We start from the raw sequence: 24,368 nt of genomic DNA on the forward strand, positions 1-24,368 counted from the left end.
CGGCATGAGGGCTCACGAGGCGGGCGCGCTGCACGGCGAGATCGGCACCCGGGGGCCGGCCTGGCTGCGTACCCCGGTCGACGTCAACGCCCTGGTGCCGCACCTGTGGCCGCGCAACGTGGCGCGGGGCCCCGGCGGCGCGCTGACGGTCGCGGGCGTGGACGCCGGCGACCTGGCCGCCGAGTACGGCACCCCGGCGTACGTGCTCGACGAGGACGACCTGCGCGAGCGCTGCCGGGAGTTCCGGGCGGCCTTCCCGGACGCGGACGTCTACTACGCCGGCAAGGCGTTCCTGTGCCGCGCCGTGGTCCGGATGATCGCCGAGGAGGGCCTGTTCCTCGACGTCTGCACCGGCGGTGAGCTGGCCACCGCGCTGTCGGCCGGGATGGAGCCTGCGCGGATCGGCTTCCACGGCAACAACAAGTCGGTGGCGGAGCTGACCCGGGCGGTGGACGCCGGCGTGGGCCGGATCATCGTCGACTCGTTCACCGAGATCGACCGGCTCTCCGAGCTGGCCCGCGAGCGCGGGGTACGCCCGATGGTGCTGATCCGGGTCACCGTCGGCGTGGAGGCGCACACCCACGAGTTCATCGCCACCGCGCACGAGGACCAGAAGTTCGGGTTCTCGCTGGCGGGCGGCGCAGCCGCGGCGGCCGCCTTCAAGATCCTCGACGAGGACGTGCTGGAGCTGCGCGGGCTGCACTCGCACATCGGCTCGCAGATCTTCGACGCCAGCGGCTTCGAGGTGTCCGCCCGCCGGGTGCTCGCCCTCCAAGCGCAGATCCGCGACGCGCGCGGCGTGGAGCTGCCCGAGCTGGACCTGGGCGGCGGCTTCGGCATCGCGTACACCACCCAGGACGACCCGGCCTCGCCGCACGAGCTGGCGAAGCGGCTCCGCAAGATCGTCGACGGGGAGTGCGCGGCGGAGAACCTGGCCGTGCCGCACCTGTCCATCGAGCCGGGCCGCGCGATCGTCGGTCCGGCCGTGTTCACGCTCTATGAGGTCGGGACCGTCAAGTCCGTGCCGCTGGGCACTGGCGGTGACGCGGTGGCTGGTCGTGCTTATGTCAGCGTGGACGGGGGGATGAGCGACAACATCCGTACCGCCCTGTACGACGCCTCGTACTCGGCCACCGTGGCGAACCGCACGTCGGCCGCGCAGCCGATACTCGCCCGCGTGGTGGGAAAGCATTGTGAGTCCGGGGACATCGTGGTGAAGGATGAATTCCTGCCCGCTGACGTGCAGCCCGGAGATCTTGTCGCGGTGCCCGGCACCGGGGCCTACTGCCGGAGCATGGCGAGCAACTACAACCATGTCCCGCGGCCGCCGGTCGTCGCCGTCCGCGAAGGTCGGGCGCGGCTGATCGTCCGCCGGGAGACCGAAGACGACCTGCTGGCATTGGATGTGGGATGACCTCACCGGTTCGCTTGGCGCTGCTCGGCTGCGGCACTGTCGGCAGCGACGTGGTCCGGCTGCTGCACGAGCAGTCGGAAGACCTCGCCGCCCGGATCGGCGCCCCGCTGGAGATCGTCGGGATCGCCGTACGCCGGATCGGCCGTGACCGCGGCGACCTGCCGGTCGACCCGGCGCTGTTCACCACCGACGCGCTCGGGCTGATCAAGCGCGACGACGTGGACGTCGTGGTCGAGGTGGTCGGCGGCATCGAGCCGGCCCGGGGCTGGCTGGTCGAGGCGCTGCGCGCGGGCAAGAGCGTGGTCACCGCCAACAAGGCGCTGCTCGCCGAGGACGGCGCGTCACTGCACGACGCCGCCGCCGAGGGTGGCGCCGACCTCTACTACGAGGCGAGCGTCGCCGGGGCCATCCCGCTGCTGCGCCCGCTGCGCGAGTCGCTGCACGGCGACCGGATCACGCGGGTCACCGGCATCGTGAACGGCACCACGAACTTCATCCTCTCCGCCATGGACGCCACCGGCGCCGGGTTCGCCGAGGCGCTGGAGGAGGCCACCGAGCTGGGGTACGCCGAGGCCGACCCGACGGCCGACGTGGAGGGCTTCGACGCCGCCGCCAAGGCGGCCATCCTCGCCTCGCTGGCGTTCCACACCCGGGTGACCGCCGCCGACGTGCACCGCGAGGGCATCACCGAGGTGACCGCCGCCGACGTGGCCAGCGCCAAGGCCATGGGCTGCACGATCAAGCTGCTCTGCATCGCGGCCCGGGGCGTCGACCCCGGGGGCCGGGAGACCGTGAACGTCCGGGTGCACCCGGCGATGATCCCGCTGACCCATCCGCTCGCCAGCGTCGGGGACGCGTTCAACGCGGTCTTCGTCGAGGCCGACGCCGCCGGGCAGCTCATGTTCTACGGCCGGGGCGCCGGTGGCGCGCCCACCGCCAGCGCGGTGCTCGGCGACGTGGTGGCGGTGGCCCGCAACCGCCTCGCCGGGGTGCGCGCGGCGAGCGAGTCGGCGTACGCGGACCTGCCGGTGCGGCCGATGGGGGAGGCGCTCACCCGCTACCACATCAGCCTCGACGTGGCCGACCGTCCGGGCGTGCTGGCCGGGGTGGCCGGCGTCTTCGCCCGGCACGAGGTGTCCATCGCCACCGTTCGTCAGGGGCCGGCCGGCGGCGACGCGGAGCTGGTTATCGTCACCCATGTCGCGCCCGACGCCGCGCTCGCGGCCACCGTGCGTGAGCTGCGCGGACTCGACATCGTCAGGTCGGTGACGAGTGTGTTGCGGGTGGAGGGCGGCGCGTAACCCACGCGTCCCGCCTGATGGTTAGGTCAGGGTGTGCCGGTGACCGGCCGAGCCGGCTGGGTCACGCTGGTGGCAGGCCCCGGAGCGGGGCGACAGAGGCGAGGAGCACGACATGTGGCGGGGACTGATCGAGGCGTACCGGGATCGGCTGCCGGTCACCGAGGCGACTCCCGTCGTCACCCTGCACGAGGGCGACACGCCGCTGCTGCCGGCGCCGGTGCTCTCCGCCCGGGTCGGCGCGGACGTGTGGCTCAAGGTCGAGGGCGCCAACCCGACCGGCTCGTTCAAGGACCGGGGCATGACTGTGGCGGTCTCCAAGGCCGTCGAGGCCGGTGACAAGGCGATCATCTGCGCCTCCACCGGCAACACCAGCGCCTCCGCCGCCGCGTACGCGGCCCGGGCCGGGATCACCTGCGCGGTGCTGGTGCCGCAGGGCAAGATCGCGCTGGGCAAGCTGGCCCAGGCGCTCGTGCACGGCGCGAAGCTGCTCCAGGTGCAGGGCAACTTCGACGACTGTCTCGGGCTCGCCGGCAAGCTCGCCCAGGACTACCCGGTCGCGCTGGTCAACTCCGTCAACATCGACCGGCTGCACGGCCAGAAGACCGCCGCCTTCGAGATCGTCGAGGCGCTCGGCGACGCGCCCGACATCCACTGCCTGCCGGTCGGCAACGCCGGCAACATCACCGCGTACTGGATGGGCTACTCCGAGGACCTGCGCGACGGCAACGCCACGAAGGCCCCCCGGATGTACGGCTTCCAGGCGGCCGGCGCCGCGCCGATCGTCACCGGGCAGGTGGTGCCGGAGCCGTCGACCATCGCCACCGCCATCCGGATCGGCAACCCGGCGAGCTGGACGAAGGCCCTCGACGCGCGGGACGCCTCGGACGGCCTGATCTCGGCGGTCACCGACCGGGAGATCCTGTCGGCGTACCGGCTGCTGGCCCGCGAGGTGGGCGTCTTCGTCGAGCTGGGCAGCGCGGCCAGCGTCGCCGGTCTGCTCCAGCAGGCCGCTGCCGGGCGGGTGCCGGCCGGGTCGCGGGTGGTCTGCACGGTCACCGGGCACGGCCTGAAGGACCCGGAGTGGGCGATCTCCACCGCGCCGGCGCCGGTGACCATCGCCAACGACGCGCTGGCCGCCGCGCGTTCCCTCGACCTGGTCTGAGGGCGAGGCGTCGGCGGGCGGCGCCGGCGGGAGTGTCATCGGCCGGGGCGGATGCCGGGAGTGCCGGGGCGTGCGGCAGACTCAGACACCCCCCGCCGGACACCTCTCAGGAGTGAGTAACGCCGATGTCGCTGCTCGCCAGATTCAGCCTCGCCAACCGGGGCCTGATCGCCCTCGTCGCGTTGGTGACCACGGCCTTCGGCCTGTTCGCCGTGCCGTCGCTGAAGCAGCAGCTCCTGCCGTCGCTGGAGTTTCCCGCCGCGTTCATCGTGGCGACGTACCCGGGCGCCGCGCCGGAGATCGTGGAATCCCAGGTCGCCGAGCCGATCGAGAACAGCCTCCAGGGCATCCCCGGCCTGGACAAGGTCACCTCCACCTCGCGCGAGGGCGCGGTCACGGTCCAGGTGCAGTACGAGTTCGGTACCGACCTGGACGACGTCGTGAACAAGATGGAGACCGCGCTCAACCGGGTCGACTCCCAGCTCCCCGAGGGCGTCGACCCGCAGGTGATCGCCGGTAGCACCGACGACCTGCCCGCCCTGGTGGTCGCCGCGACCGGCGACGGCGACGAGCGGGCGCTGGCGGAGAAGCTGCGCAACGCGGTCGTGCCGGAGCTGGAGGCGCTGGACGGGGTCCGCTCGGTGGACGTCACCGGCGCCCGGGACCAGGTCGTGACGATCACGCCGGACCCGGCGAAGCTGGCCGCCGCCAAGGTGGCGCCGACCGCCATCGCCTCGGCGCTCAAGAGCAACGGCGTGGCGGTGCCGGCGGGCGCGCTCGCCGACGGCGACCGGTCGCTGCCGGTCCAGGTCGGCACCCCCATCCGTACGCTCGACGACCTGCGCGGCATCGTGCTGACCACCGCTCCCGCCGCCCCGGTACGCCTCGGCGACGTGGCGGCGGTGGAGCAGCAGCTCGCCCCGGCCACCTCGCTGACCCGTACCAACGGCAAGCCCAGCCTGGGTATCGCGGTGACCGCCGCTCCGGACGGCAACGCGGTGGAGATCTCGCACGACGTGCGGGACCGGCTGGACGAGCTGGGTGACGCCGCGGGCGCGGAGCTGACAGTGGTCTTCGACCAGGCCCCGTTCGTCGAGCGGTCCATCGAGAGCCTGACCACCGAGGGCCTGCTGGGCCTGGTCATGGCCGTCGTGGTGATCCTGGTGTTCCTGCTGTCGGTGCGCTCCACGGTGGTCACCGCGGTGTCCATCCCGCTGTCCGTGCTGGTCGCGCTGATCGTGCTCTGGTCCGGCGACTACTCGCTGAACCTGCTCACCCTCGGCGCGCTGACCATCGCGGTCGGGCGGGTGGTGGACGACTCCATCGTGGTGCTGGAGAACATCAAACGCCATCTGGAGTACGGCGAACCGAAGCGGGACGCCATCCTGACCGCGGTCCGCGAGGTGGCCGGCGCGGTGACCGCGTCCACGCTCACCACCGTCGCCGTGTTCGCGCCGATCGCTCTGGTGGGCGGCTTCGTCGGGCAGTTGTTCGCCCCGTTCGCGATCACCGTGACGGTGGCGCTGCTCGCCTCGCTGCTGGTGTCGCTGACCGTCATCCCGGTGCTGGCGTACTGGTTCCTGCGCCCGCGCGGCGGTGCCGACGACGCCGCCGCCCGGCGGGCCGCCGAGGAGAAGGAGCTGCGCAACCCGTTGCAGCGGGCGTACCTGCCGGTGATCGACTTCGCGACCCGCTCGCGGAAGACCCGCTGGGCCACCGTCGGTCTCGGCCTGCTCGTGCTGCTGGGCACGTTCGGCCTGGCGCAGAAGCTGGAGACGAACTTCCTGGACGACTCCGGCCAGGACACGCTCGCCATCCGGCAGGAGATGCCGGCCGGCACCTCGCTCGCCGGCACCGACCGGGCCGCCGCGCGGGTCGAGGAGGTGCTGCGGCGTACCTCGGGGGTGGAGACCTACCAGGTCAGCGCCGGTGGTGGGGACAACCCGTTCGCCGGCGGCGGCAGCGACCGGGCCACCTGGTCGCTGTCGCTGTCCGACGACACCGACGCCGCGACGGTACGGCAGGCCCTGCGCAAGGAGTTCGACGCGCTCGGCCCGGAGGTGGGCGAGTTGACGTTCGGCGGCGGGCAGAACGCCTCCGCCAACCAGGTCGAGGTGGTGGTGCAGGCCGCCGACCAGGAGACGCTGGCCCGGGCGGCCGAGGCGGCGCGGGGCGCGCTGGCCGGCACGCCGGGCGTGGAGGACGTGACCACCAGCCTGGCCACCCAGGTGCCGCGCGTCGAGGTGACTGTGGACCGGGTCGCCGCGGCCCGCGCGGGTCTCACCGAGGCGGCGGTGGGGCAGCTCGTCGCGCAGACGTACCGGGGGGCGCCGCTCGGGCAGGTGACGCTGGACGGCTCGACGCAGACCGTGGTGCTGAGCAGCGGCGCCCGGCCGCCGCTCACCGTCGAGGAACTGCGGGCGCTGCGGGTCGGCGCGGTGCCGCTGGACGCGATCGCCGACGTCAACCAGGTCGACGGCCCGCAGCAGGTGACCCGGATCGACGGGGAGCGCAGCGTCTCGGTCACCGGCACGGCGACCGGCTCGAACCTCGGCGCCACCACGCAGGAGCTGCAGAAGCGGCTGGACGCGCTGGACGTGCCGGGTGCCACGTACGTGATCGGCGGTGTCAGCGCCGACCAGGCCGACGCGTTCGCGGACCTCGGTCTCGCGGTGCTGGCCGCCATCGCGATCGTCTTCCTGATCATGGTGGCCACGTTCCGCAGCCTGACCCAGGCGCTGATCCTGCTGATCTCGGTGCCGTTCGCCGCTACCGGCGCGATCGGGCTGCTGCTGGTCACCGGCACACCGCTGGGCGTGCCGGCGCTGATCGGCGTGCTCATGCTCGTCGGCATCGTGGTGACGAACGCGATCGTGCTGCTGGACCTGATCAACCAGTACCGGGCACAGGGCATGGGCGTGACCGAGGCGGTGGTCGAGGGCGGCCGGCGCCGGTTGCGGCCGATCCTGATGACCGCGGTGGCCACCATCTTCGCGTTGCTGCCGATGGCGCTCGGCCTGACCGGTGAGGGCGGCTTCATCTCCAAGCCGCTCGCGATCGTGGTGATCGGCGGCCTGCTCAGCTCGACGCTGCTGACGCTGGTGCTGGTGCCGACGCTCTACACCATGGTCGAGCACACGAAGGGCTCGTTCCGGAACCGCCGGCGGGGCGTTGCCGAGCCGGTCGAGCCGCAGCCGCAGCCGCAGCCGGACCCGGTGCCGGTGCCGGCCGGCGGGGCCGCGGAACGGTCCGGGGAACGGGCCGAGGTCGCGCCGCCGCCGGCCCGCCCGTCGGGCGCGCTTGTCGACGGCACTGATCAGTTCGAGGTGCTGCGCCTGCCCAAGAGCCGCCGCTCGCCGCTTCCGCCCACCGAGTAACGGCGCCGGGAGGGGCCCGTGGGCCCCTCCCGGCGCCTCGGTGCGCGGGACACACCAGAGCGACATCCAGCGGTACGCTCAGTGAGCTGTTGCACACTTTCGGTTCGGGGGCGTGATGGCGGGGGGCGCGGGCCGGCGGGATCGGCGCAGCGTGCTGCGCGGCTTCGCGCTGCTGATCGGGGGTGCCGCGGTCGGCTCCGCCGCGACCGTCGAGAGCACCTGGGTGGCCGACCGCCGGCTTCCGATCGGGGGCGGGCCCGCGAGTGCCACGCTCGGCAGCCGCCACCAGGACGTCGGCGCCGGCGCGGTGCAGGTCGTGTGGGGCGTACGCACCGAGGAGCTCCTGGTGGCGCTCACCTTCGACGACGGCCCGCGCCCACAGTGGACCCCGATGGTGCTCGACACGCTGGCCGAGCACCGGGTGCCGGCCACCTTCTTCCTGGTCGGTGAGCGGGCCCGCGAGCACGCCGCGCTGCTGCGGGGCCGGATGGACGCGCACGAGGTCGGCAACCACAGTTGGGCGCACCGCGACCTGGCCCGGATGGACGCCGCCACCGTCTACGACGACCTGCGCCGCAGCCACGACGCGATCACCGCGGCCACCGGTTCGGCGCCCCGGCTGCTCCGCCCGCCCTGGGGGCACCTGGGCGGTTCGGTGCTGTACGCGTCGGCCCGGCTGGGCTACCGCGTGGTGCTCTGGACGCTCCAGATGGTCGAGGGCGACTTCCCGCACGACCCGGCCGGGCACGCCCGGCGGATCGTCGCCGACATGCGCCCCGGCACGATCCTGCTCGCCCACGACGTGGGCGTCGACTCGCGGCTGGTGGCGCTGCGCGGCCTGCCCGACATGATCGGCGGGCTGCGGGCCAGGGGATACACGTTCGTCACGGTCTCCGAGCTTCTTCGCCGAGCTGCCGCGACCGGGGCGGCCCGGTAGGGTGCCCGCGTGTCGCCGACCCTCTCGGTAGTCGTCCGCAATCGCGACTTCCGCCACCTGTTCCTCGCCCAGCTGGTGGTCTTCGGCGCGGACTGGTTCGTCATGGTGCCGCTGCTGGTGCTGCTGCCCGACCTGACCGGCAGCGGCGTCTGGGGCGCGCTGGTGCTGGCGGTGGACACCGGCACGACGGCGTTGCTGCTCCCGTACGCCGGGACCGTCGCCGACCGGTTCGACCGCCGCACGGTGATGATGGTGGCGAACGTGGGCGCGCTCGCCGGTGTGCTGCTGCTGCTCGGCGTGCGCGGCGCCGGCACGGCCTGGCTGGCGCTGGCGGCGATCGCGCTGGTGGCGGTGGCGAAGGCGTTCTACTCGCCCGCGGCCCAGGCGGCGCTGCCGAACGTGGTCGACCCGGAGGACCTGGCGGCGGGCAACGCGGTCGCCGGTTCGGCGTGGGGCACGATGACGGTGGTCGGCGCCTCGCTCGGCGGCATCCTGAGCGCCGCCGCCGGGCCGTACGCCAGCTTCTGGGTGGCGGCGGTCGGCCTGGTCGCCGCCGCGGGCCTGGCCGCGCTGATCCGCCGGCCGTTGCAGGCGCCGCGCGACCCGGCGGCGGCGGTGCCGCGCACCTGGGCGGCGATCCGGGAGGCGCTGCGCTACATCGCCCACCGTCCGCGCGTGCTGGCGCTGGTGACCGTCAAGTCGGCGGTCGGCCTGGGCAACGGCGTGCTCACCGTCTTCCCGCTGCTCGCCGGGGTGTACGGGGTCGGCGCGGTCGGCGCCGGCCTGCTCTTCGCCGCCCGTGGCGCCGGGGCCCTGGTCGGCCCGATCATGATGCGCCGGGTGCTGAGCAACCGGGCCTGGCTGCTCACCGGCCTGGCACTGTCCATGTCGATGTACGGCCTGGCCTACCTGGGCGCCTCAGTGGTGACCTGGTTCCCGCTGGTGCTGGTCCTGGTCTTCCTGGCCCACCTGGGCGGCGGCAGCAACTGGGTGCTGTCCAACTACGCGTTGCAGGGCGAGGTGCCGGACCGGCTGCGCGGCCGGGTCTTCGCCACCGACATGATGCTGGCGACGCTCGCCATCGCGGTGAGCCAGCTGGTGGTGGCGCTCGTCGTGGACCGGGTGGACGAGCGCACCGTGCTCGCCGGCTGTGGCCTGGTCACAGTCCTGTACGCGATCGGCTGGCGGTTCGCCACCCGGCGGCTCTCGCTCACCGACCCGGTCGACGTGCCGGTGCCGGACCGGGCGGGATGACACGTCGGTCTCACGCTCCGGGCGGTACGGACGGCTTGTCCGCCGTACGTCCTAGCATGAGCCGGTGCCGACCACATTCATCCCCGGCCCGGTACGGGTCCGGGTGCCCGCGACCAGCGCCAACCTGGGCCCCGGCTTCGACGCGCTCGGGCTGGCCCTCGGCCGCCACGACGACGTCACGGCCGAGGTGACGGACGGCGGCGTACGGGTGTCGGTCACCGGCGAGGGCGCCGGCGAGCTGCCGTCGGACGAGCGGCACCTGATCGTCACCGCCATGCGGGCCACCTTCGACGCGCTCGGCGCGCAGCCGGCCGGCCTGGCGCTGGAGTGCGTCAACCGCATCCCGCAGGCCCGCGGGCTCGGCTCGTCGTCGGCGGCGATCGTGGCCGGGGTGCTGGCGGCCCGCGCGCTGGTTGCAGGCGGCGAGCGGCGGATGGACGACGACGCCGCGCTGCGGCTGGCGGCCGAGCTGGAGGGGCATCCGGACAATGTCGCGCCCTGCCTGCTCGGCGGCTTCACGATCGCCTGGACGGAACCGGGCGGGGCGCGGGCGGTGTCGCTGCCGGTGGCGGCGGCCGTGCGCCCGACGGTGTTCGTGCCCGCCGAGCGGGGCCTGACCTCGGTGGCCCGGGCGGCGCTCCCGGCCACCGTGCCGCACGCCGACGCGGCCTCGAACGCCGGCCGGGCGGCCCTGCTGGTGCACGCGCTCACCGCCGACCCCGCGCTGCTGCTTCCCGCCACCGTCGACCGGCTGCACCAGGACCAGCGGGCCCCGGGCATGCCCGCCACGGCGGCACTCGTCGCCGCGCTGCGTGCGGCGGGTGTGGCGGCTGTGGTCAGCGGGGCGGGTCCGACCGTGCTGGCGCTCTCCCGGGTCTCAGCGGACTTCCAGGCGGGAACAGACTGGCGGCGCTGGGAGTTGCCGATAGATGTCAGCGGTGCCCGGGTCATCCGGGGTAGACTTTGACACGCCGAGCGGGGCCCTGTTGCCGCAGGTCGGACGAGGCGATTACGCTCTAGACCTAGCACAGCCGCGAAGCATGCGATCTTCCTGCGGTTCGGCGCACCCCCGAAGCTCTCGGCGGTAGCCCGTCACCCCTGCTCAAGGCCCACGCCGCGCCGCAGTTTCCAAGGTCGCCGCAGACGGCGAGACCTGCTCACCGACGGTGGTGAGTCGGGAAACCACCGGCTGCTGTGTCACAGACTCCCGCGACGCGTCATGCGAGGCGGGTGCACCGAGGCCGCCCGGCCACCTGGTTCCACGACTCCGGGCAGCCCGGCCTATCGAGGGAAGGAATCCATTGAGCGACACCACCGACGTGACGTCGGATGTTTCCAACGTCGCTGGCGATGCCACCACCGCCGCCCCCACGCGCCGCCGGCGTAGCGGCACCGGTCTGTCGGCGATGCTGCTGCCGGAGCTGCAGAGCCTGGCCGCGTCGCTCGGCATCTCTGGTACCGCTCGCATGCGCAAGGGCGAGCTGATCAGTGCGATCACCGAGCGGCAGCAGGGCGGCGCCGCGGCCGGAACCCCTCGACCGCGAGCCGAGGTGGCGGCGGCTGCCGCTCCCGCCCGTGAGGAGGTGCACGCGGAGGTCCGTGAGGAGCGGGCCGAGGCACGCCCCGCCGAGCAGGCGCCGGCCGCCGAGGTGACCGAGGGTCGTACCCGTGGTCGCCGCAGCCGGGCTGCCGCCGCGACCACCGAGGCGCGACCGGCCGAGGCGCCGGTGGCCGAGGCGCGGCCGGCCGAGACGACGCGCGCCGACGAGGCGCCCGCCGAGACCGGCGAGCGGGCCGAGCGTGGCGGTGACCGGGCCGAGCGCGGTGAGCGTAACGAGGGCCGGGGCCGTGAGCGTGCCGAGCGTGGCGGCGAGCGGGCCGACCGTGGCGAGCGTGGCGGTGACCGGGCCGAGCGCGGCGAGCGCAACGACCGTGGTGACCGTGGTGAGCGGGCCGAGCGTGGCGACCGCAACGAGCGGGGCGACCGTGGCGAGCGGGCCGAGCGGGCCGAGCGCGGCGGCGACCGTAACGAGCGCGGCGGTGACCGTAACGACCGTGGCGACCGCAACGACCGTGGCGACCGCAACGACCGGGGTGACCGCAACGACCGGGGTCAGCGCGCCGAGCGGGACAACGACGGCGACGACGACGAGGGCGGCGGCCGGCGGGGCCGGCGCAGCCGGTTCCGGGACCGTCGTCGCGGCCGTGGCGAGCGGGGCGAGGGCGACGGCGGTGGCAGTGGCGGCCGCGAGCCGCAGGTCGGCGAGGACGACGTGCTCGTCCCGGTGGCCGGCATCATCGACGTGCTCGACAACTACGCCTTCGTCCGGACCACCGGCTACCTCGCCGGCCCGAACGACGTGTACGTCTCGATGTCCCAGATCAAGAAGTACGGCCTGCGCCGCGGTGACGCGATCACCGGCGCCGTGCGGGCCGCGCGGGACGGCGAGCAGCGGCGCGACAAGTACAACCCGCTGGTCCGGCTGGACACCATCAACGGGATGGAGCCGGACGAGGCGAAGCGCCGGCCGGAGTTCTACAAGCTCACGCCGCTCTACCCGCAGGAGCGCCTGCGGCTGGAGACCGAGCCGCACATCCTCACCACCCGGGTGATCGACCTGGTCATGCCGATCGGCAAGGGCCAGCGGGCGCTCATCGTGTCGCCGCCGAAGGCCGGTAAGACGATGGTGCTGCAGGCGATCGCGAACGCGATCACCCGCAACAACCCGGAGTGCCACCTGATGGTGGTGCTCGTCGACGAGCGGCCGGAAGAGGTCACCGACATGCAGCGGTCGGTGAAGGGCGAGGTCATCGCGGCCACGTTCGACCGTCCGCCGCAGGACCACACCACCGTCGCGGAGCTGGCGATCGAGCGGGCGAAGCGCCTGGTCGAGCTGGGACACGACGTGGTCGTGCTGCTCGACTCGGTGACCCGGCTCGGGCGGTCGTACAACCTGGCGGCGCCGGCCAGCGGCCGGATCATGTCGGGTGGTATCGACTCCACCGCGCTCTACCCGCCGAAGCGCTTCCTCGGCGCGGCGCGCAACATCGAGAACGGCGGTTCGCTGACCATTCTCGCCACCGCGCTGGTGGAGACCGGGTCCATGGCGGACACGGTCATCTTCGAGGAGTTCAAGGGCACGGGTAACGCCGAGCTGAAGCTGGACCGGAAGATCGCCGACAAGCGGGTCTTCCCGGCGATCGACATCAACCCCTCCGGCACGCGTAAGGAGGAGGTCCTGCTCGCGCCGGAGGAGCTGGCAATCATCCACAAGCTCCGCAAGGTGCTGCACTCGCTGGACTCGCAGGCGGCGCTCGACCTCCTGCTGGACCGGCTCAAGCAGTCCCGCACCAACATCGAGTTCCTGATGCAGATCGCGAAGTCCACTCCGGGCGAGTGAGCTGACGATCCGACGCACGAGGGGCACGGCCGAACGCGGCCGTGCCCCTCGTCGCGTACCGGGCGGCCCGCCCGTGAAGTTTTTCTACGGTTAAGCCGTTAGGTATTGAAACTTCTGTTCACCGTCGGGTTGACTGTCGTCCATGCGAACCCGCAGTCGACCCGCCCGCCTCGCCGGCGTCCTGCTGCTGACGCCGTTGCTGACGATCACCACGCCGGCGCCGTCCGCCGCCACGGCCGCCGGGCCGCCGGCTGCCGCACCGCCGGCCGCCACCGCCGCCGAGGACGCGCCGCGCGCCTCGTCCCGCCCTGACTCCGCCGTCGCGCTCGCCGGTGTGGAACCGGCCGGCGGCCTGGAGACCGCCAAGACCACCCGGCCGGTCGCGCCCGGCCTCGACCTGACCTCCTTCGACAGGTACGACGCGGCCGGCTGGCTGCGCGCCGACGCCCTCACCGCCGACCTGGCCGGCGGGCTCACCGTCGACTACGTCAACTCCGGCGAGGTCACCAAGGACGAGCCGCTGCGCGCCGCGGTGGACCGCTCCCGTGCCGTCGCGGCGGTGAACGGCGACTTCTTCGACATCAACAACTCCGGTGCCGCCCAGGGCGTCGGCGTCCGCTCCGGCGAGCTGGTGCAGTCGCCGGTCGCCGGGCACCCGAACGCGGTCGGGATCAGCGCTCAGGGCATCGGCCGGGTCGTCCAGGTCGGCTTCGAGGGCGCCGCCACGCTGCCCGCCGGGCCGGTGCCGCTGACCCAGTTCAACAACATGGTGCAGCGCGACGGCGTGGGCGTGTTCACGCCGCTCTGGGGGTCGTACACCCGCAGGCGGGCCGTGGAGGGCGCGGCCCGCACGGTCGAGGTGACGGTGACCGGCGGCCGGGTGGCGAACGTGGCCACCACGGCGGGCGAGGGGCCGATCCCGGCCGGCAGCACCGTGCTGCTCGGCCGCGAGGCCGGCGCCGACGCGCTCGCCGCGCTGCGTCCCGGCGACGCGGTGGACCTGACCTGGCGACCGCGCGCCGCCGACGGCGGTGACCTGCGCGCCGCCGTCGGCGGCGGCAACGTGCTGGTCCGTGACGGCGTGGTGCAGAACATCGCCGACGAGTCGCTGGCCCCGCGCACCGCAGTCGGCTTCTCCGCCGACGGGCGCAAGATGATCATGCTGACGGTGGACGGGCGCCAGGTGGACAGCCGGGGCGTCACCCAGACCGAGATGGGCCGCATGATGGCCGAGCTGGGCGCCGCGAACGCGCTCAACCTCGACGGCGGCGGCTCGTCCACGCTGCTCGCCCGGGAGCCGGGCGCGGCCACGGTCCAGGTGGAGAACAGCCCGTCCGACGGCAGCGAGCGGCCGGTGCCGAACGGGCTCGCCGTCTACGCGCCGAAGGGCAGCGGCCGGCTCACCGGCTACTGGCTGGAGACCGCCAGCGACCCGACCGCCGCACCCGGTGTCGCGCCGGTGCGCGGCGGCCGGCCGGACCGGGTCTTCCCCGGCCTCACCCGCCGGCTCACCGCCGCCGGATACGACGAGACGTACGGCCCGGCCGCCGGCGAGCCGCGCTGGCACGCCACCCACGGCCGGGTGGACGGCGACGGCGTGTTCCGGGCCGCCGTCCCCGGCCGCAGCACCGTCACGGCCACCCGGGGACGCGCCCGGGGCACCATCGAGCTGACGGTGCTCGGCCCGCTTGCGCGCATCGACGGCACCGTCGACCGGGTCGGCCTGGACCGGGCCGGCGACACCGGCCTGTTCGGCGTGGTCGGCTTCGACGCCGAGGGCAACACCGCGCCGATCGAGCCGGCCGACCTGAAGCTGGAGTACGACAGCGACCTGCTCTCCGTCACCCCCACCGCCGACGGCAACCTGTCCGTCAAGGCGCTTGCCGCGAGCGGCTCGGCGCTGGTCACCGCCCGGGTCGGCAACCGCAGCACGGTCCTGCCGGTGACCGTCGGGCTGACCGACGTGCCGGTGGCCGGTTTCGACGACGCCGCGTCGTGGAAGTTCAGCCAGGCCCGCGCGTCCGGGTCGGTCACCCCGGCCGAGGGGCACACCGGTGGCGGGCTGCGGATGTCGTACGACTTCAGCCAGTCCACCGGCACCCGGGCCGCGTACGCCGACCCGCCCGCCTGGATCGACGTACCCGGCCAGCCGCAGGCGTTCGGGATGTGGATCAAGGCGAACGGCACCGGCGAGTGGCCGAGCCTGCACCTGCACGACGCGCAGGACACCCAGTTCGTGCTGCGCGGCCCGTACCTGGACTGGACCGGCTGGAAGTACGTCGAGTTCGCCGTACCGCCGGGCGTGCAGTACCCGGTGCGGGTGCGCCGGTTCTACGTGGCCGAGACCGACCCGGCCAAGCAGTACCGCAGCGAGGTGGTGATCGACGACCTGGTGGCCCGGGTCCCGCCGGACGTGCAGGCGCCGCCGGAGCCGAACCGTACCGATCGGGTGGTGCTGCGTGACGGCACTGTGGACGGGGCGCCCTGGCGCTTCGCGGTGCTCTCCGACGCGCAGTTCGTCGCCGCGAACCCGGACAGCGACCTGGTCGCCCAGGCCCGCCGTACGCTGCGCGAGGTCCGCGCCGCCCGGCCGGACTTCCTGATCATCAACGGCGACTTCGTGGACACCGCCTACCCGGCGGACTTCGCGCTGGCCAAGCGCATCCTGGACGAGGAACTGGGCGGCGAGGTGCCGTACCACTACGTGCCCGGCAACCACGAGATCATGGGCGCGCCGATCGACAACTTCCGCAGCGTCTTCGGGGACACCTCGCGCGTCTTCGACCACCGGGGCACCCGGTTCCTCACGCTGAGCACCGCCACCGGGTCGCTGCGCGGCGGCGGGTTCGACCAGGTGGAACTGCTGCGCCGGACGCTCGACCAGGCCGCCGCCGACCGCTCGGTGGGTTCGGTGGCGGTGTTCTTCCACCACCCGCCGCGCGACCCCAGCCCGGCCAAGGCCAGCCAGCTCGGCGACCGCAAGGAGGCGGCGCTCGTGGAGCAGTGGCTGGCCGACTTCCAGCACCGCACCGGCAAGGGGGCGCTGATGGTCAACGGCCACGTCGGCACGTTCCACGCCGACCGGGTGGACGGCGTGCCGTACGTGATCAACGGCAACTCGGGCAAGGACCCGTCCACCCCGGCCGCGCTCGGCGGGTTCACCGGCTGGACCGAGTTCGGGGTGGACCCGGTGACGCCCGGCGAGGCCGAGCGGGCCCGCCGTGACCCGCTGGCCGAGGGGCCGACGTGGGTGAGTGCGGAGACGCACGCGCACGTCGACCGGCTCGCGCTGACCGCGCCCGCGCAGGCGCGCCAGGGCTCGCCGGTGGACGTCACGGCCACGCTCACCCAGCCGAGCGGGCGGCAGGTGCCGGTGGCCGCGCCGGTCAGCGCCGACTGGTCCGGCTCGCCGAGCCTGCACATCGGGGGCGTCGCCGGCATACGTCCGTGGCACGCCGCCTGGTTCGACCCGGCCACCGGCCGGCTGACCGCGCTGCGTCCCGGCGCGCAGATCCTGCTGGCGGTGACGGTGAACGGCGTGAAGGCCGAGGCGACTGTGACCACCGCCGCAGCTGTTCGCGCCCCCGCGGCCTGACCGGACCGGGGCTCCTCATCCTGGGGGAGGAGCCCCGGCCGCACCCCTCGCCCAGTCCGCGCCCCCTCGCCCGGCCCCGGCTCCCGCTCCGCCGATCATGAAGGTGGTCAGGACAAATGGGGCGGGAAGTGCCGCTAAGTTCATGATCGCCGGGCTCGGGGCGGGGCCCGGGGCGGGCGGGTGGTGGGTGGGCGCGGGTGGGCCGGGGGAGTGGGTGGGGTGGGGGTGGGAATGCTGAGGGGTGGGCCGGCGTTGGAGGTGGCGGACCTCCTGTGCCGGGTGGAAGACGCCCGTGGCAGACTGGTCAATCGGCCACCGGTTCCGGTTCACGCCCGAGCCCGTCGTGACGGCGGGGAGCACCGACGGCGACCCGGCGACCACCGACGAAAGGACCGAGGCGACATGAAGCCCAACATCCACCCGGAGTACGCGACCACCGAGGTCCGCTGCTCCTGCGGCAACTCCTTCACGACCCGCAGCACCGCCAAGGGCGGCGCCATCAGCGTCGAGACCTGCAGCGCCTGCCACCCGTTCTACACCGGTAAGCAGCGCGTGCTGGACACCGCCGGCCGGGTCGCGAAGTTCCAGCAGAAGTACGCCAAGGTTCAGGCCAAGAAGGCCAAGTAGCTCCGTCGACGACGCCCGTGTCCGGCTTTTGCCGGGCACGGGCGTTCGTCCGTTTGCGCCGGTTTCATCACCAAGGAGCACCCGCAGCATGAGCAGTGAGCGCCTGGCCGCCCTCCTCGACGAGTACGCCGAGCTGGAGCGGCGGCTGGCCGACCCGGCCATCCACGCCGACCAGGGCACCGCCCGGCGGGTCGGCCGTCGGTACGCCGAACTGGTTCCGCTGCACAAGGCGGCCGGCGAGCTGGAGCAGGCCCGCGCCGACCTGACCGCCGCCCGGGAACTGGCCGCCGAGGACGCGTCGTTCGCCGCCGAGGCGGACACCATCGCCGCCTCCCTGCCGGCCCTTGAGGAACGGCTCGCGGAACTGCTCATCCCGCGCGACCCGCACGACGCCAAGGACGTGATCGTCGAGATCAAGGCCGGTGAGGGCGGCGAGGAGTCCGCGCTGTTCGCCGGGGACCTGCTGCGGATGTACACCAGGTATGCCGAGCGGCACGGCTGGGTCACCGAGGTGATCGACGCGCAGGACTCCGACCTCGGCGGCGTCAAGGACGTCTCGCTGGCGATCAAGAGCAAGGGCGTGCCGGAGGGCGGCAACGGCGTCTGGTCCCGGCTCAAGTGGGAGGGCGGCGTGCACCGGGTGCAGCGCGTACCGGTCACCGAGTCGCAGGGCCGCATCCACACCAGCGCCGCCGGGGTGCTGGTGCTGCCCGAGGCGGAGGACGTGGACGTCACCATCGACCCGAACGAGCTGCGCATCGACGTGTTCCGCTCGTCCGGCCCCGGTGGGCAGTCGGTGAACACCACCGACTCGGCGGTCCGCATCACCCACGTGCCGACCGGCATCGTGGTCTCCTGCCAGAACGAGAAGTCCCAGCTGCAGAACCGGGAGCAGGCCATGCGCATCCTGCGCGCCCGGCTGCTCGCCGCCGCCCAGGAGCAGGCGGACGCGGCGGCGTCGGACGCCCGCAAGGCGCAGGTCCGCACCGTGGACCGGTCCGAGCGGATCCGCACCTACAACTTCCCGCAGAACCGGATCACCGACCACCGCATCGGCTACACCGCGTACAACCTGGACCTGGCCCTGGCCGGCGAGCTGGACGGGGTGCTCGACGCCCTGGCCGAGGCGGACCGCGCGGCCCGGCTGGCCGGCGAGACCGAGCTGTCCCGCCGCTGACCGCACGGGGTGTTAAGCGGGGGCCCTTGCTCTACCGGAGGCGTTAACAGGGGGCCCTTCCTTACCGCTCAGCTCGCCCGCAACCGGGCCTTGGCGCGCAGCATCTCCCGGTCGGCCAGCTCGAACGCGGCGCCGAGCGCCTCCCGGACGCTCACCGTGGTGCTGCCGTCGACCTCCGCGAAGCCGATGGTCACCCCGACCGGCGTGCCCGGCACCAGGGACTCCCAGTCCTCGGTGCGGACGGCCGCCTCGATCCGGCGGGCCACCTCGACCGCCTCCGGCATGACCGTGTCGGGCAGCACCACGACGAACTCGTCGCCGCCGTAGCGGGACACGAAGTCGCCCCGCCGCATCACCCGGTTGATCACCCCGGCCACCCGTTGCAGCACGAGGTCACCCGAGTGGTGGCCGTGGCGGGTGTTCACCGCCTTGAAGCCGTCGAGGTCGCAGACGCCGATCACCACCCGCTCGCCCCGGGACACCACAGCGCCCAGGTAGCGCTCCAGCCGGCGACGGTTGGGCAGGCCGGTGAGCGGATCGGTGAGCGCCTCGCCCTCGTACCGGGCCGCCTCGCGGCGCATCTCCTCGTGGTCGATCCGGGCGGCGATGCCGTCGATGTAGACGTCCCGCAGCCGGTCGCTGCGCTGTGCCGCCAGCCGGAACGCGTGCCGGTCGGCCCGGTGCGCGCCCGCGTGGTCACCGGCCCGGGCCAGCGCCACGCTGCGCAGCCGGGGCGCCTCGGCCGCGCCGAGCGTCTCGGCGGAGACCCGGAGCGAGTCCAGCCGGGTGACCGCCTCGATCGGACGGCCGTCGGCCACCGCCAGGCAGACCTGACCGAGCTGGCGCAGGTCGCGGGCGCGGGCGCTGTCCCCGCCGTGGCCGAGCAGCCGGTTCGGGTCGGCGTCCCCGGCGGACTCCACCCGGTCGCCGAGCGCGGCCCGGCGGGCGGCGGCGTAGCCGTACGCGGCCAGGCTGCTCGGGCGCAGGTTGCCGGCCCGCCCGCCGCGCAGGAACCGGGCCAGGTCGCCGGCCACGTCGCGCAGCACCCGCAGGCAGCCGTCGCTGTCGCCGTTGTGGTCGAGCGCGACCGCGTTACGCAGCCGGATGCCCGGCGCGGCGAACGTCTCCTCGGGGATGCCGACGCTGAGCCCGACCTCCCGGGCGCGCTCGATCGCGCCGAGCGCGTGGCCGTGGAAGCTGAGGTACGAGTACGCCATCGCCAGGTCGTGCCAGCCCCAGGCGGTGTCCCGGTCGGGGGTGTCGTCGGCGCCGAGCGCGCGGGCGGCCCGGACCAGGTGCGTCACGCACCTGTCGAGCGCGCCCTGGTGGTGGGCGGCGAGCGCGGCCAGCGCGTTGAGGTGCCCGTGCAGGTAGGGCTCGGCCAGGTCGCGTACGGCGGCGGAGGCGTCCTCGACGGCCCTGGTGAACTCGGCGGTCCGGCCGAGGTTGATCAGCGCGGACAGGCGTTGCACGAGCGCGTCGGCGCGGGCGTACGGGTCGGCCGTGGTGCGGATGACGCGGTCGAGCAGGGCGCACGCCTCCGCGGACCGGCTGGCTTCCTGGAGGGACCGAGCGCGTCGGAGAGCGTCAACCTGGTCCTCGACCTGGTCGAGCCAGCCCACTCGCGACCTCCCTGCGGTGTGCGCCCGGACGCACCCGTTCGTGAGGTGGGCCGCGACGCCTCATGATTATTGCGTGACAGCACTCCCGCAACACCCGTCCGAAGGGACAGAACGCGAACGCCCCTCGCTGGTGATCAACCGGGTGGCGCGCGCGCTCGCGGCGGCCGGCGTCGAGGCGCCCCGCGCCGAGGCCGAGCAGCTGGCCGCGTACGTCCTCGACGTGCCGCGTGGCCGGCTGGCGCTCGCCGACGGCTTCACCCCGGCGCAGCGTGACCGCCTGGACGCCCTCGTCGGGCGGCGGGTGACCCGGGAGCCGTTGCAGCACCTGCTCGGCTCGGCCGGTTTCCGGCACCTGGAGCTGGCGGTCGGGCCGGGTGTCTTCGTGCCCCGGCCGGAGACCGAACTGCTGGCCGGCTGGGGCGTCGAGCGGGCCCGGGAGCACGCCGCGCCGCTCGTGGTCGACCTGTGCAGTGGTTCCGGCGCGATCGCCCTCGCCGTCGCGCAGGAGGTGCCCGCGGCCCGGGTGGTGGCGGTGGAGCGGTCCCCGGCCGCGCTGGCCTGGCTGCGTCGCAACGCGGCGGACCGGGCCGCCGCCGGGGACCGGCCGGTCGAGGTGGTGGCCGCCGACGTGACCGACCCGGAGCTGCTGGCCGGCCTGGCCGGGCGGGTCGACGTGCTGCTCTGCAACCCGCCGTACGTGCCGAGGTCGGTGATCGTGCCGCCGGAGGTGGCCGGGCACGATCCGGACGAGGCGGTGTTCGGCGGCGCGGACGGGCTGGACGTGATCCGCCCGGTGGTGCGCCGGGCCGCCGAGCTGCTGCGCCCGGGCGGCGTGATCGGCGTCGAGCACGACGACACGCACGCGGAGGAGGTGCCGGCGCTGCTGCGCGGTGACGGCCGCTACGACCGGGTCGAGGAGCACCGGGACCTGGCCGGGCGGCCCCGCTGGGCGAGCGCGTCCCGGCGGGCGGACGGCACCCACCCCGACCCCGGCCGGGCGTGGCAGACTGACTCCTCGTGATGCTCTACGACTGTCGGTCGCTCGCCGACCGGGACCGCGGCATCGCCGCTGCCATCGAGGCCGTCAAGAACGGGGAACTCGTCGTCCTGCCGACCGACACGGTCTACGGCGTCGGGGCGGACGCCTTCACCCCGTACGCGGTGAAGGCTCTGGCGGACACCAAGGGTGGCGCCCGGCAGGCGCCCCCGGTGCTCATCGGCTCCCGGCACACGCTCGACGGCCTGGTCTTCTCGCTGCCCGGCGCGGCCCGCGACCTGGTCGAGGCGTTCTGGCCGGGCGCGCTGACCATCGTGGTGGAGCACTCGCCGAGCCTCGCCTGGGACCTGGGCGACAACAGCGGCACGGTGGCGGTGCGGATGCCGCTGCACCCGGTGGCGCTGGAGGTGCTGCGCGAGACCGGGCCGATGGCGGTCGCCTCGGCGAACAAGGTCGGCCAGCCCGCCGCGCTCACCGCCGAGGAGGCGCGCGACCAGCTCGGTTACGGCGTCCGGGCGTACCTGGAGGCCGGGCCGGCGGTGGACCCGGTGCCGAGCACCATCGTCGACCTGACCGGCGACGTGCCGCGGGTGCTGCGCGAGGGCGCGGTGACGCTGGCGAAGCTGCGGGAGGTCGTGCCGGACATCCTCGACGAGCGGGGGGTCTGAGTGCCGCCCTTCACCGTCCTGCACGTCTGCATGGGCAACATCTGCCGGTCGCCGATGGCCGAGCGGCTGCTGCTGCTCGCGGTCCGCGAGCGGCTGGCCCGCCTCGACGTCGACCCGGCCGGGTCGGACGCGCTGGTGCACAGCCACAGCGCCGGCACCGGCGGCTGGCACGCGGGGGAGGAGATGAACCCGCCCGCCGCCCGGCAGGTGGTCTCGCGCGGCGGCGACACCGAGGGGTTCGCCGCCCGGCGTCTGCGCTCCGATCTGATCGACGCCGCCGACCTGGTGCTCACCGCCACGGCCGACCAGCAGGAGTACGTGGTGGCGTTGCGGCCGGACGCCGCCGCGCGCACGTTCGTCCTCGGTGAGTTCGGCCGCCTGCTCGGCGGGCTGGACCGCGCCGCCCTGCCGCCGGCCGAGCCGACGCCGGACGCGGTCCACGCGCGCGGTGTCGCCCTCGTCGCGGCCGTCGACGCGGCCCGGCAGAACGCCTCCGCGCTGCCCACAGACGATCTGGACGACCCGTGGGGCCGGGGCGACCAGTGCTTCAGCCGGGTCGCGGACGAGATCGAGGAGACGGTGCAGCCGCTGGCTGCCGCGCTGTTGCCCTGAGATTCATCCTTCCTCGCGAACTTTCTGCGCCTTTCTCGGAAGGTGGCGGCCAAAGCGCACATTCGGGCCATTCTGAACGGGTCCGTACGGCCGGCTCCTGCGGGGAGAGCTGATGAACCGGGCCTATCTCGACAAGCTGTTCACCGTTGTGCTGGCCGGCGTGCTCGCCGGACTGGCCCTGGCCGCCGCCGCACTGCCGGCCGCGCTCGTCTTCGGGCTGGGCGTGAAGAACCTGATGCCGTACACGGCGCTGCCGGAGGCGCTCAGGACGCCGCAGCCGGCGCAGCGCTCCAACCTGTACGCGAGCGACGGGCGGACGCTGATCACCTCGTTCTACGTCGAGGACCGGGTGGACGTGCCGGTCGGCGAGGTGGCACCGGTGATGCGCGACGCCATCGTGGCCGCCGAGGACGTGCGCTTCTACGAGCACCACGGCGTGGACGTGCGCGGCGTGGCGCGGGCGTTCACCGCCAACCGCCGCGAGGGCACCCGCCAGGGCGCCTCCACGCTGACCATGCAGTACGTGCGCAACGCGCTGGCCGGTGACCCCCGGCTGACCGAGGAGCAGCGCGCCGCCGCCACCGAGATCACCGTCGGTCGCAAGATCCGCGAGATGCGGTACGCGCTGACGCTGGAACGGCAGGTCGGCAAGGACGAGATCCTCGGGCGCTACCTGAACATCGCGTACTTCGGCGCCGGGGCGTACGGGATCGCCGCCGCCAGCAAGCGCTACTTCTCCACCACGCCGGACCGGCTCACGCTGGCCCAGGCCGCGCTGCTCGCCGGGCTGGTCCGCTCCCCGGCCGACGACCCGATCAGCGGCGACGCCGACTCGGCCCGGCAGCGCCGGGCGTACGTGCTGGACCGGATGGTGGAGACCGGCCGGGTCGGCGCGGCGGACGCCGAGGCGGCGAAGGCGACGGAACTGGCCCTCAAGCCGAACACCACCCCCAACGACTGCGCCGCGGTCTCCGCCGAGCACAACGACTGGGGCTTCTTCTGCGACTGGTTCACGCAGTGGTGGAACGCCCAGCCGGCGTTCGGCGAGACCGCCGACGAACGGCAGCGCACACTGCGCCGCGGCGGCTGGAAGATCGTGTCCTCGCTCGACCCTGACGTGCAGGCCAAGGCGAGCGAGCAGGTGCGGGAGATCTACCCGGAGACGATCGCCCGCGCGGCGCCGACGGCCGTGGTGCAACCGGGTACCGGCCGGGTGCTGGCGATGGCGGTGAACCGCGCCTACGGCGCGGCCGCCAACCCGGACGGGCAGCAGAACTACCCGAACACGGTCAACCAGCTCGTGGCCGGCGGTGGCGGCATCACCGGCTACCAGGCGGGCTCGACGTTCAAGCTGTTCGCGCTGCTGGCCGCGCTGGAGTCCGGGCTGCCGCTGGACACCGAGTTCGACGCCCCGCGCGTCTACGTGACGCAGTACCCGGTCGGCGCCGGCCCGGCGAGCTGCGGCGGCCGGTGGTGCCCGGAGAACGCCAACGCCTCCTGGATGGACGGCGACCGGGACATGTGGGACGCGTTCGGGCGCTCGGTGAACACGTACTTCGCCTGGCTGACCGAGCGCGTCGGCGCGGACCGGGTGGTCGAGATGGCCCAGCGGCTGGGCATCGTGTTCCGCGCTCCGGCGGATGCCCGGATGGCCCGCGAGGGTGCCAAGAGCTGGGGGCCGTTCACGCTCGGCGTCTCCGCCACCACGCCGCTGGACCTGGCCGGCGCGTACGCCGCGGTGGCCGCCGAGGGCACGTGGTGCCGGCCCACGCCGGTCACCTCGATCACCGACCCCTCCGGCCGCAGGGTCGCGGCCGGGAACGCCGACTGCCGGCAGGTGCTGGACACCGAGGTGGCCCGCGCGGCGGCCGACGCCAGCCGCTGCCCGGTCGGCGACCAGTCGATGTACCGGCGCTGCGACGGCGGCACGGCCGAGGAGTTGGCCCCGGGCCTGCGCCGGCCGGTGGCGGGCAAGACCGGCAGCTCGGAGCGGAACGCCACCGAGACGGTCGTGGCGTTCACCCCGCAGCTGTCGGTGGCGACGATCGCCGCGAACCCGGACGATCCCCGGGACGCGGTCGGTGGTGGCGTGCAGAAGCGGCAGATCGCCGCCGTGGGCCGCATCCTGGCGTGGTCGCTGCGCGACGAGCCGGTACGCGACTTCGTCCCGCCGGGCCAGGCCGTGGCCTTCCAGCACACCAGCCCGCGCACCGGCAACTGAGAG

The 24,368-nt window shown here is 74.0% G+C and carries 15 protein-coding genes and 1 pseudogene; 15 read left to right on the plus strand and 1 reads right to left on the minus strand.

The window, feature by feature from the left end; translation table 11 throughout:
• The first annotated feature begins 4 nt into the window (after window positions 1–4).
• The 11 genes from lysA (at window position 5) to prfA (ending at window position 18,245) form a co-directional block, all read left to right on the plus strand.
• Window positions 5–1,414, plus strand: coding sequence for a diaminopimelate decarboxylase (lysA, locus tag AB0D28_RS09270; RefSeq protein ID WP_357383862.1), 1,410 nt, complete (start codon window positions 5–7; stop codon window positions 1,412–1,414).
• Window positions 1,411–2,715 carry a homoserine dehydrogenase gene (locus AB0D28_RS09275; RefSeq protein ID WP_357383864.1) on the plus strand — a complete coding sequence of 435 codons (1,305 nt, stop codon included), beginning with the start codon at window positions 1,411–1,413 and terminating at the stop codon, window positions 2,713–2,715. The genes lysA and AB0D28_RS09275 overlap by 4 nt, the downstream gene beginning before the upstream one ends.
• A 112-nt stretch (window positions 2,716–2,827) precedes the next feature.
• Window positions 2,828–3,877 (plus strand): threonine synthase, encoded by a 1,050-nt coding sequence (thrC, locus tag AB0D28_RS09280; protein WP_357383866.1) that lies wholly within the window; start codon window positions 2,828–2,830, stop codon window positions 3,875–3,877.
• A gap of 125 nt (window positions 3,878–4,002) precedes the next feature.
• On the plus strand, window positions 4,003–7,254 hold the full coding sequence (locus AB0D28_RS09285) for an efflux RND transporter permease subunit (protein WP_357383868.1): 3,252 nt from the start codon (window positions 4,003–4,005) through the stop codon (window positions 7,252–7,254).
• 115 nt (window positions 7,255–7,369) lie between these two features.
• Window positions 7,370–8,191 carry a polysaccharide deacetylase family protein gene (locus tag AB0D28_RS09290; RefSeq protein ID WP_357383870.1) on the plus strand — a complete coding sequence of 274 codons (822 nt, stop codon included), beginning with the start codon at window positions 7,370–7,372 and terminating at the stop codon, window positions 8,189–8,191.
• A 9-nt stretch (window positions 8,192–8,200) separates the two neighbouring features.
• On the plus strand, window positions 8,201–9,445 hold the full coding sequence (locus AB0D28_RS09295; protein ID WP_357383872.1) for an MFS transporter: 1,245 nt from the start codon (window positions 8,201–8,203) through the stop codon (window positions 9,443–9,445).
• A 64-nt stretch (window positions 9,446–9,509) separates the two neighbouring features.
• On the plus strand, window positions 9,510–10,412 hold the full coding sequence (thrB, locus tag AB0D28_RS09300; protein ID WP_357383874.1) for a homoserine kinase: 903 nt from the start codon (window positions 9,510–9,512) through the stop codon (window positions 10,410–10,412).
• 334 nt (window positions 10,413–10,746) lie between these two features.
• Window positions 10,747–12,846, plus strand: coding sequence for a transcription termination factor Rho (gene rho / locus AB0D28_RS09305; protein WP_357383876.1), 2,100 nt, complete (start codon window positions 10,747–10,749; stop codon window positions 12,844–12,846).
• 142 nt (window positions 12,847–12,988) lie between these two features.
• Entirely contained in the window at window positions 12,989–16,441 is a 3,453-nt protein-coding gene (locus tag AB0D28_RS09310; protein ID WP_357383878.1) for a phosphodiester glycosidase family protein, read from the plus strand.
• A 402-nt stretch (window positions 16,442–16,843) separates the two neighbouring features.
• Window positions 16,844–17,068, plus strand: coding sequence for a 50S ribosomal protein L31 (gene rpmE, locus AB0D28_RS09315; protein ID WP_184688060.1), 225 nt, complete (start codon window positions 16,844–16,846; stop codon window positions 17,066–17,068).
• An 88-nt stretch (window positions 17,069–17,156) separates the two neighbouring features.
• Complete coding sequence (prfA, locus tag AB0D28_RS09320; protein WP_357383880.1) at window positions 17,157–18,245, plus strand: peptide chain release factor 1; 1,089 nt, start codon at window positions 17,157–17,159, stop codon at window positions 18,243–18,245.
• Between the two features lie 68 nt (window positions 18,246–18,313).
• On the opposite strand, the gene AB0D28_RS09325 is transcribed toward prfA, so the two are convergent.
• Entirely contained in the window at window positions 18,314–19,867 is a 1,554-nt protein-coding gene (locus AB0D28_RS09325) for a GGDEF domain-containing protein (RefSeq protein WP_357383882.1), read from the minus strand.
• Between the two features lie 73 nt (window positions 19,868–19,940).
• On the opposite strand from AB0D28_RS09325, the gene prmC reads away from it, so the two are divergent.
• The 4 genes and pseudogenes from prmC (at window position 19,941) to AB0D28_RS09345 (ending at window position 24,365) form a co-directional block, all read left to right on the plus strand.
• The gene (gene prmC / locus AB0D28_RS09330; protein WP_357383885.1) at window positions 19,941–20,888 is read left to right on the plus strand and encodes a peptide chain release factor N(5)-glutamine methyltransferase; all 948 of its coding nucleotides are present in this window, start codon (window positions 19,941–19,943) and stop codon (window positions 20,886–20,888) included.
• Window positions 20,879–21,532, plus strand: a pseudogene (locus AB0D28_RS09335) (L-threonylcarbamoyladenylate synthase); the annotation flags it as partial. The gene prmC and the pseudogene AB0D28_RS09335, both read left to right, overlap by 10 nt.
• Complete coding sequence (locus AB0D28_RS09340) at window positions 21,533–22,144, plus strand: phosphotyrosine protein phosphatase (protein WP_357383887.1); 612 nt, start codon at window positions 21,533–21,535, stop codon at window positions 22,142–22,144.
• Window positions 22,145–22,256: 112 nt separating this feature from the next.
• Window positions 22,257–24,365: a transglycosylase domain-containing protein gene (locus AB0D28_RS09345; protein WP_357383889.1), complete on the plus strand. Its 2,109-nt coding sequence runs from the start codon at window positions 22,257–22,259 to the stop codon at window positions 24,363–24,365.
• The last annotated feature ends 3 nt before the right edge of the window (window positions 24,366–24,368 follow it).

The organism is Micromonospora sp. NPDC048169 (assembly GCF_040652815.1).
In the GTDB taxonomy this organism is placed as follows: domain Bacteria; phylum Actinomycetota; class Actinomycetes; order Mycobacteriales; family Micromonosporaceae; genus Micromonospora.